6 protein-coding genes are annotated in these 5609 nt (G+C 45.6%); 1 reads left to right on the forward strand and 5 read right to left on the reverse strand.

The genetic code is table 11. The features are described from left to right. Window positions 1-290: 290 nt before the first annotated feature. From JUF11_RS12765 to JUF11_RS12785, 5 genes are all read right to left on the reverse strand, one after another. The gene (locus JUF11_RS12765) at window positions 291-623 is read right to left on the reverse strand and encodes a VOC family protein (protein WP_204119895.1); all 333 of its coding nucleotides are present in this window, start codon (window positions 621-623) and stop codon (window positions 291-293) included. A 46-nt stretch (window positions 624-669) separates the two neighbouring features. Beyond that, window positions 670-999, reverse strand: a complete 330-nt coding sequence (locus tag JUF11_RS12770; protein ID WP_204119896.1) for a hypothetical protein — start codon at window positions 997-999, stop codon at window positions 670-672. Window positions 1000-1318: 319 nt separating this feature from the next. After that, window positions 1319-2509, reverse strand: coding sequence for a hypothetical protein (locus JUF11_RS12775; RefSeq protein WP_204119897.1), 1191 nt, complete (start codon window positions 2507-2509; stop codon window positions 1319-1321). A 76-nt stretch (window positions 2510-2585) separates the two neighbouring features. Further along, window positions 2586-3776: a hypothetical protein gene (locus JUF11_RS12780; protein WP_204119898.1), complete on the reverse strand. Its 1191-nt coding sequence runs from the start codon at window positions 3774-3776 to the stop codon at window positions 2586-2588. Between the two features lies 1 nt (window position 3777). Beyond that, window positions 3778-4464: an ATP-binding cassette domain-containing protein gene (locus JUF11_RS12785; RefSeq protein WP_204119899.1), complete on the reverse strand. Its 687-nt coding sequence runs from the start codon at window positions 4462-4464 to the stop codon at window positions 3778-3780. Window positions 4465-4738: 274 nt separating this feature from the next. On the opposite strand from JUF11_RS12785, the gene JUF11_RS12790 reads away from it, so the two are divergent. Then, entirely contained in the window at window positions 4739-5356 is a 618-nt protein-coding gene (locus JUF11_RS12790; protein ID WP_204119900.1) for a recombinase family protein, read from the forward strand. Window positions 5357-5609: the final 253 nt, after the last annotated feature.

Below are 5609 nucleotides of genomic sequence, written 5' to 3' on the forward strand. Positions count from 1 at the left end.
ATTGTTAGCGGCATAGGCTACAACCACTAAACACAGTCACTTTGATCTACGCTTAATTTCAACTTTGCACCAGAACCATTCAGAGGACCGCAAACGGGTTAATTTAATCCTTTCGCGGTCCTTTTTAGTATATTAGGTGCTTACACTCGAAAAGCCTAATTTTTCATAGATATGCAAACAAAAACCAGCAGATTTGTGGAAATCCACTGGTTAGTAAAAGTGTTCATTTGAAAAAGGAGAGAAGATGCAGAGTACCTTGCTTTGAGTTGCTTTAGTGCAATGATGCGTGGTTAGAAACTTGGTTCGTCGATATGACCAGTCAGTTCGAAGGGCTGGTCAGTGTACTGCATGATTTCCATCTTGTTGCCATCGGGATCATGCGTCCACATTTGCCAAACATGTGAATTACCGATGTTAGGTTCAACGTCAACGGGGGCATTGTGGTCAATTAGTCGCTGGCGGGCGGCCTGAATGTCATCGACCAGTAGCGCAAAGTGGGCGTAGTGTTTATCGCCGGCGTTTGCGGCTTCGGCACTGATCAGTGGTTCGTCAGTGGGGAACAATTCAATGAACTGACCCAGTCTTTCCAAAAACAGTTGAAGGCTGCCGTCTGAATCCAACAATGTAAGCCACCTGCACAGGGTAGCTGAATATCTTTGCAAGCACTAATCAAGGAAGATAATTATCACCATACCATTGTCGACCGGCCGCGTCTTGATACCAATAGCACGTATAATTGCCCCTTTTTACTGTTTTGATTTTCTTGACGGGCAGCGTGCAACTTACTGTAACGTAGTAAGGGCTGCGACCTGGCATTGTCCACATTGTCAGTTTTGCTTGTGCTAAAAGAATGCTACTTGACGAATTCACTGAACTAACCGTAATCGGTTTTACGATGGCAGAAGCAGTGATGTTAGTGGTCGCAGCACTTGTGATCACGGGAGCGGATGTTACCAACAATAAGAGGCCGGAAAAAATTAAAATTGTTACTTTCTTCATATTCGTTTCCTCCCCGTACTTGACCATGTTACCCAATAGTTTTACGGAAGCGTTTCCTTTTTGAAAATATCACCAACAAGGGTTTTTGGCAACAAAAAGGATGCACATATTTTATACTGTTCTGTTCTCCTCTGTTTTTCCAGGATAATCTGTCTTTGATTTTTTAAAGTCACTCCATCCTAGTTTATATTGGGAGTTGATACCGGTACCCGGGAGCAAATAGTGTGAAAAATCAGCAGCGTTCGGCTCAACACTAGATTATCGCCAAAAGCACGTCATGAGTACCCTAGTGAGGAAACCAATCTCGGTTGAAGTACTTTTATCGCATCCTGGTTTGTTTACCTTTAATCCATCGTCCAGAAGATTTGGAGGCGATTAAACAACAGGTGATGGCCAAAATGAAAACAATCCAAAAGATGAAAGTGAATGTCCAATGAAATGTCTTCAGACCGACAAAATCTCCTTCCTGATAAAACAATTCCGGAACGACTGTAAAACTTGACGGTACAAACATCCGAACCTTTTCTGGTAGCAACCTTAGTAGAGATAGTTCACGGGCAAAAACGACGATTACTAGTAAAAATGAACATAGCACTCGGCTCCTTGTCAAATACCCCAAAAGTATAGACAAACATGCAAGAAGACTGGCCCAGAGAAACACCAATACTAACCAACTAGAAAAAAACTGCCAAATTGGGATTAAAACTGTTTGACCATCAATTAGTACTGTGATTGGATAGCGAAAGTCTCCTATTGAATGGTCTGGGGTCACGGCGATCGCGAAAATCACTAGAATAAGTGCAGTCAGAAATCCAATACAAATAATGCTTACTAGTAGTGCGCCACGGCGCACGTGATACCAAAACTCAGACTCTGGCAACGCACGAACAAAGGAATAGGTGCCTCGCCGATAGTCATCGGTGAAAAAATCTCCAAATAAGATACACATTATACCGAGAATTACTAATAGTGTCAGCGTAGCGTTCCAGTTGATCACACCATATGCGTCATGTCCGTTGGCACCAAGCGATTGCGCAACCACATTTACGGCATCACTGCGTGCGCTTACCATAGGAGTGACATCAAGGTTATGCACGACTAAATACTTGTATCGAGCCGTCACACTAGTTCCTGGATAACCTTGATCCCGATAAAAGAGGCTTGTGTTCACATGCTGTGATTCACGACTCAAAATTGTCAGAGCCAATTTATTTATTGAGCGGTACCTTCTGGCTCTTAGTGCGGCCAGCACAGCAGAATACTTTTTAACAAGTGTTTGTTGCGATGAAGGCTTACTGGAATCTCCATATTGCGATCTGTAGTTTTGAATAATGTCTGATAATTCTCTGGAATAAACCCTTACCGATTGACTTTCGGAAATTGGCTGCGCCGGCCATGCAGTAATGTTGTGACGAGCCGGAAGGTACATCACAAGAATCAGAAAGAGTAGAGAGATTCCCACCCAGGACCACGAAATGCGTTTGAGATAAAACCTTAGACTAGCCTTCATTATTTTCCTCCGGGTTCGTCGAAAGCTCAAGAAGACAAAAATAAGAGTCCATACCGCTTATTTGTAATAATCGTTCCTAATTTCTTCTTAGTAACCGTTGCCGATAATAGATGACAAAAGTGGTGCACCCTAGGAGCGCAAGTGTTGAGCTCAGCAAGACATTTATTCCACCCGCAAGGTCTAGGGAAGGCCATGTGTGGCTATTTAAAATTACAGCGGAATAGTCAAAGTATGCCGTGGGGAGAAATCTGAATGACGGAGACAGCTTTGTAAAACCCAGCATAAATGAGCTTCCGGTAAGCAGCACAAGAAGTTCCGCCACCAGAAGACTGCTCATCTTGCTAGCAATTAGGCTAAATAGTGCACTGAGCATCACGAAGAAGCAGAATATCGCAACCAACGCACCGAGAAACATGAGCAGAAATTCTCCCAGCTGCATGATTGCTGCGTGCTGACCGTCTAACGAATAGGCGATTGGATACTGTAAACTACCCCAGCCATTGCTTAGGCCGATGACGACAAACACGGCTAATAGTGTAAGGCAAAACAGCGGCAACGCAATGGTGAAGGCCACGCCTATCTTGGCAATTAACACCTTCATCTTGCCCATCGGCAAGGTGTTCGTCACATCGATGTTGCCCTCACGCTTGTCGGTAGTGAAGAACTCCGCCAACCACACAATAAAGACCGCAATAATTAGAAACGGTGAAACGTGGTAAAGCAGTGCGTCGCTGAGATAGTTGGCGGCGGGCGCTTTGATAGCGGCAATTGGAATTTCACGCATATGATGCTGATAGAGATAGGTATGGAACACGACATCCTTCTTGCGTTCAATCAGTTTGTGACTTGTTGGCTGGTCTTGATACTTAATGAGCTGAAGCTGGACGTGAGGATCCTTTTCGGTGGCGCGCAGGCTGTACTTGGCATGAGCCAGGACTGTACGGTTCACCTCGTCGAGATTGGCGGAAAGCCCGCCCGAGGTTACAAGCGTAATCTGATCGAGGTAATCTTTCTCCTGCTTTTTCTGTCGAAGCTCAGCCTTCACTGAGGCCGAAGCTGGCTTAATTTTCTCTATCCCCGTAATGGTCTTATCGACCGCCTGACCAGCCGTGGCATACGCACCGTACAGATCAGCCTGTGTTGAGTCCTGCTGCCCGTAATGGCTGAAGGACGTGCTCATCAGGAGGAGAAAGAAGGCTGCCGCAATCACAAGGTTGGTGACCGAATGTAGACTTCGCTTCAGCGTAATCCGATACTGTGCCCCCATCTCAAGCACCTGCTTTCGGGAAGAAATGGTTATAGACGCTCATCATATCCTGACCGGTATTTGCCACGTTGTGCAAAGTCTGGTTCTTGAGGAAGAAGACGTGGTCACAGGTGCGGCCAACACTATCCATTTGGTGCGAAGAAATGACTAGGCTCTTGCCCTTGGCTTTGAGCTGGAGGAAAACCTCCTCGAATTCCTGAATACTTGTGGGGTCCAGCCCATTAAGCGGCTCATCAATCAGCATGGTCTGAGCATCGCTGATGATGTACATCGCCAAGAGCACGTGTTGCTTCATGCCTAAAGAGAGGTCCTTAATGACCTTTTTGTAGTAGCCAACCATGCCCAGGCTTTCAACGACCGGTTCAATCTCAACCTTGGAATGCCATACCGCCTTCACGTATGTCAGATGATCCTTCACAGTCAGGTCCTGGTACAGCTGGTTTGAACTCTCAAGGAAGAACAGCTGTTTCAGATAGGCAATCCGTTTTGCGTGCAAGCTAAGACCGTTCAGCTTCAACGTGTCAATACCTGTCGGCAGCAGGCCACACAGAAGCTTGAGTAAGGTCGTTTTGCCAGTCCCGTTCGGCGCAACAAGCCCAACGATTTCGCCGTCCTGAATCGTGAAGCTCAGATGCTGGAAAATTTGTTGATCTTTGTAGGCAAATGACAGGTCATGTACTTCTAGCATAAAAATCACCCCTAACCCGTTTTTCATCACAATACCATAAAAGTAAGCACTTTCACATTATAAACTGTTTGTTTTATAACCGGAAATGAAAGGAGTCGGTATCACGGCTCATGGGTATACACCCTTATTGAATGGCAACCAGCCTGAGGAATTCTGCGGCGAACTAGTTTCCACATTATTTGTATAATCAGGGTGTACCTTGAATTTACACTTTGGATCGGCTATTCTAAAGGAATAACAGGTGTAAAATATAGGTGTAAAGGTGGTGCCGCTGATGACAAAAGTTGGATATGCGCGGGTAAGCACCCGCGAACAGAACCTGGATAGGCAGCTGTCAGCGCTAAAAGGGGCTGGCTGCACTCGCATTTTTAAAGAAAAGCGATCCGGAGCTACGTTGGAACGGCCCGAGTTAGCTGCGCTGCTAAATTATATTCATGACGATGATGAAGTCGTCGTGGTAGCGCTCGATCGGTTAGGCCGCAGCGCAGCAGACCTAACCGAAACAATCAACACAATCGGTCAACAAGGCGCGACTCTAAATGTGCTGAACCTGCCGACATTTGCGGAAGTGCCCAACAAGGCCATGCGCACGATGCTCACAAATCTAACCCTTGAGATCTACAAATACATCGCCCAGGAAGAGCGCGAAGCGATTCACGAACGCCAAGCTGCCGGTATTATAGAAGCAAAGCGCCGCGGGGTCCACAAAGGTGGTGCCATTCAATATGCACCGGACTCTCCAGACAAACATCGACGCTATATCTATAGCCAAGCCGTCACTATGCTCAAGGACGGCACACAATCCAAAGCCCAGATTGCACGCACGCTTGGCATCAGCAGGCCAACACTCTATCGGATTGCAGCAGAAATCGCTGATGCACGCAAGGAATGATTTTACGTCTAAAAAGTTTAGCTCCACATAAAGGATGCTGATGTTTAATGACCCAATCCAGCATCCAAACCAGATCAATGTTGACTAATCGTGTGGGGTTTAGTATAAAGTTTGGCAAAGTGTTCTAAACTTCAGCTCGTCTTATTTTATTTAAGGAGAAATAAATGAAAAAAGGTGTTTTGTTAATTAACTTGGGCACACCCAAAAGTTTAAATGTCAACGACGTTAGGAGCTATTTAAAGCGGTTTTTAAG

The sequence above is a fragment of the Lacticaseibacillus suilingensis genome, from assembly GCF_016861845.1.
Taxonomy (GTDB): Bacteria; Bacillota; Bacilli; order Lactobacillales; family Lactobacillaceae; genus Lacticaseibacillus; species Lacticaseibacillus suilingensis.

Bases quoted from the DNA above. Each gene is read 5' to 3' on its own strand.
- JUF11_RS12770 (WP_204119896.1), bottom strand. From the start codon at position 999: ATGAAGAAAGTAACAATTTTAATTTTTTCCGGCCTCTTATTGTTGGTA.
- JUF11_RS12775 (WP_204119897.1), bottom strand. From the start codon at position 2,509: ATGAAGGCTAGTCTAAGGTTTTATCTCAAACGCATTTCGTGGTCCTGG.
- JUF11_RS12780 (WP_204119898.1), bottom strand. From the start codon at position 3,776: ATGGGGGCACAGTATCGGATTACGCTGAAGCGAAGTCTACATTCGGTC.
- JUF11_RS12785 (WP_204119899.1), bottom strand. From the start codon at position 4,464: ATGCTAGAAGTACATGACCTGTCATTTGCCTACAAAGATCAACAAATT.
- JUF11_RS12790 (WP_204119900.1), top strand. From the start codon at position 4,739: ATGACAAAAGTTGGATATGCGCGGGTAAGCACCCGCGAACAGAACCTG.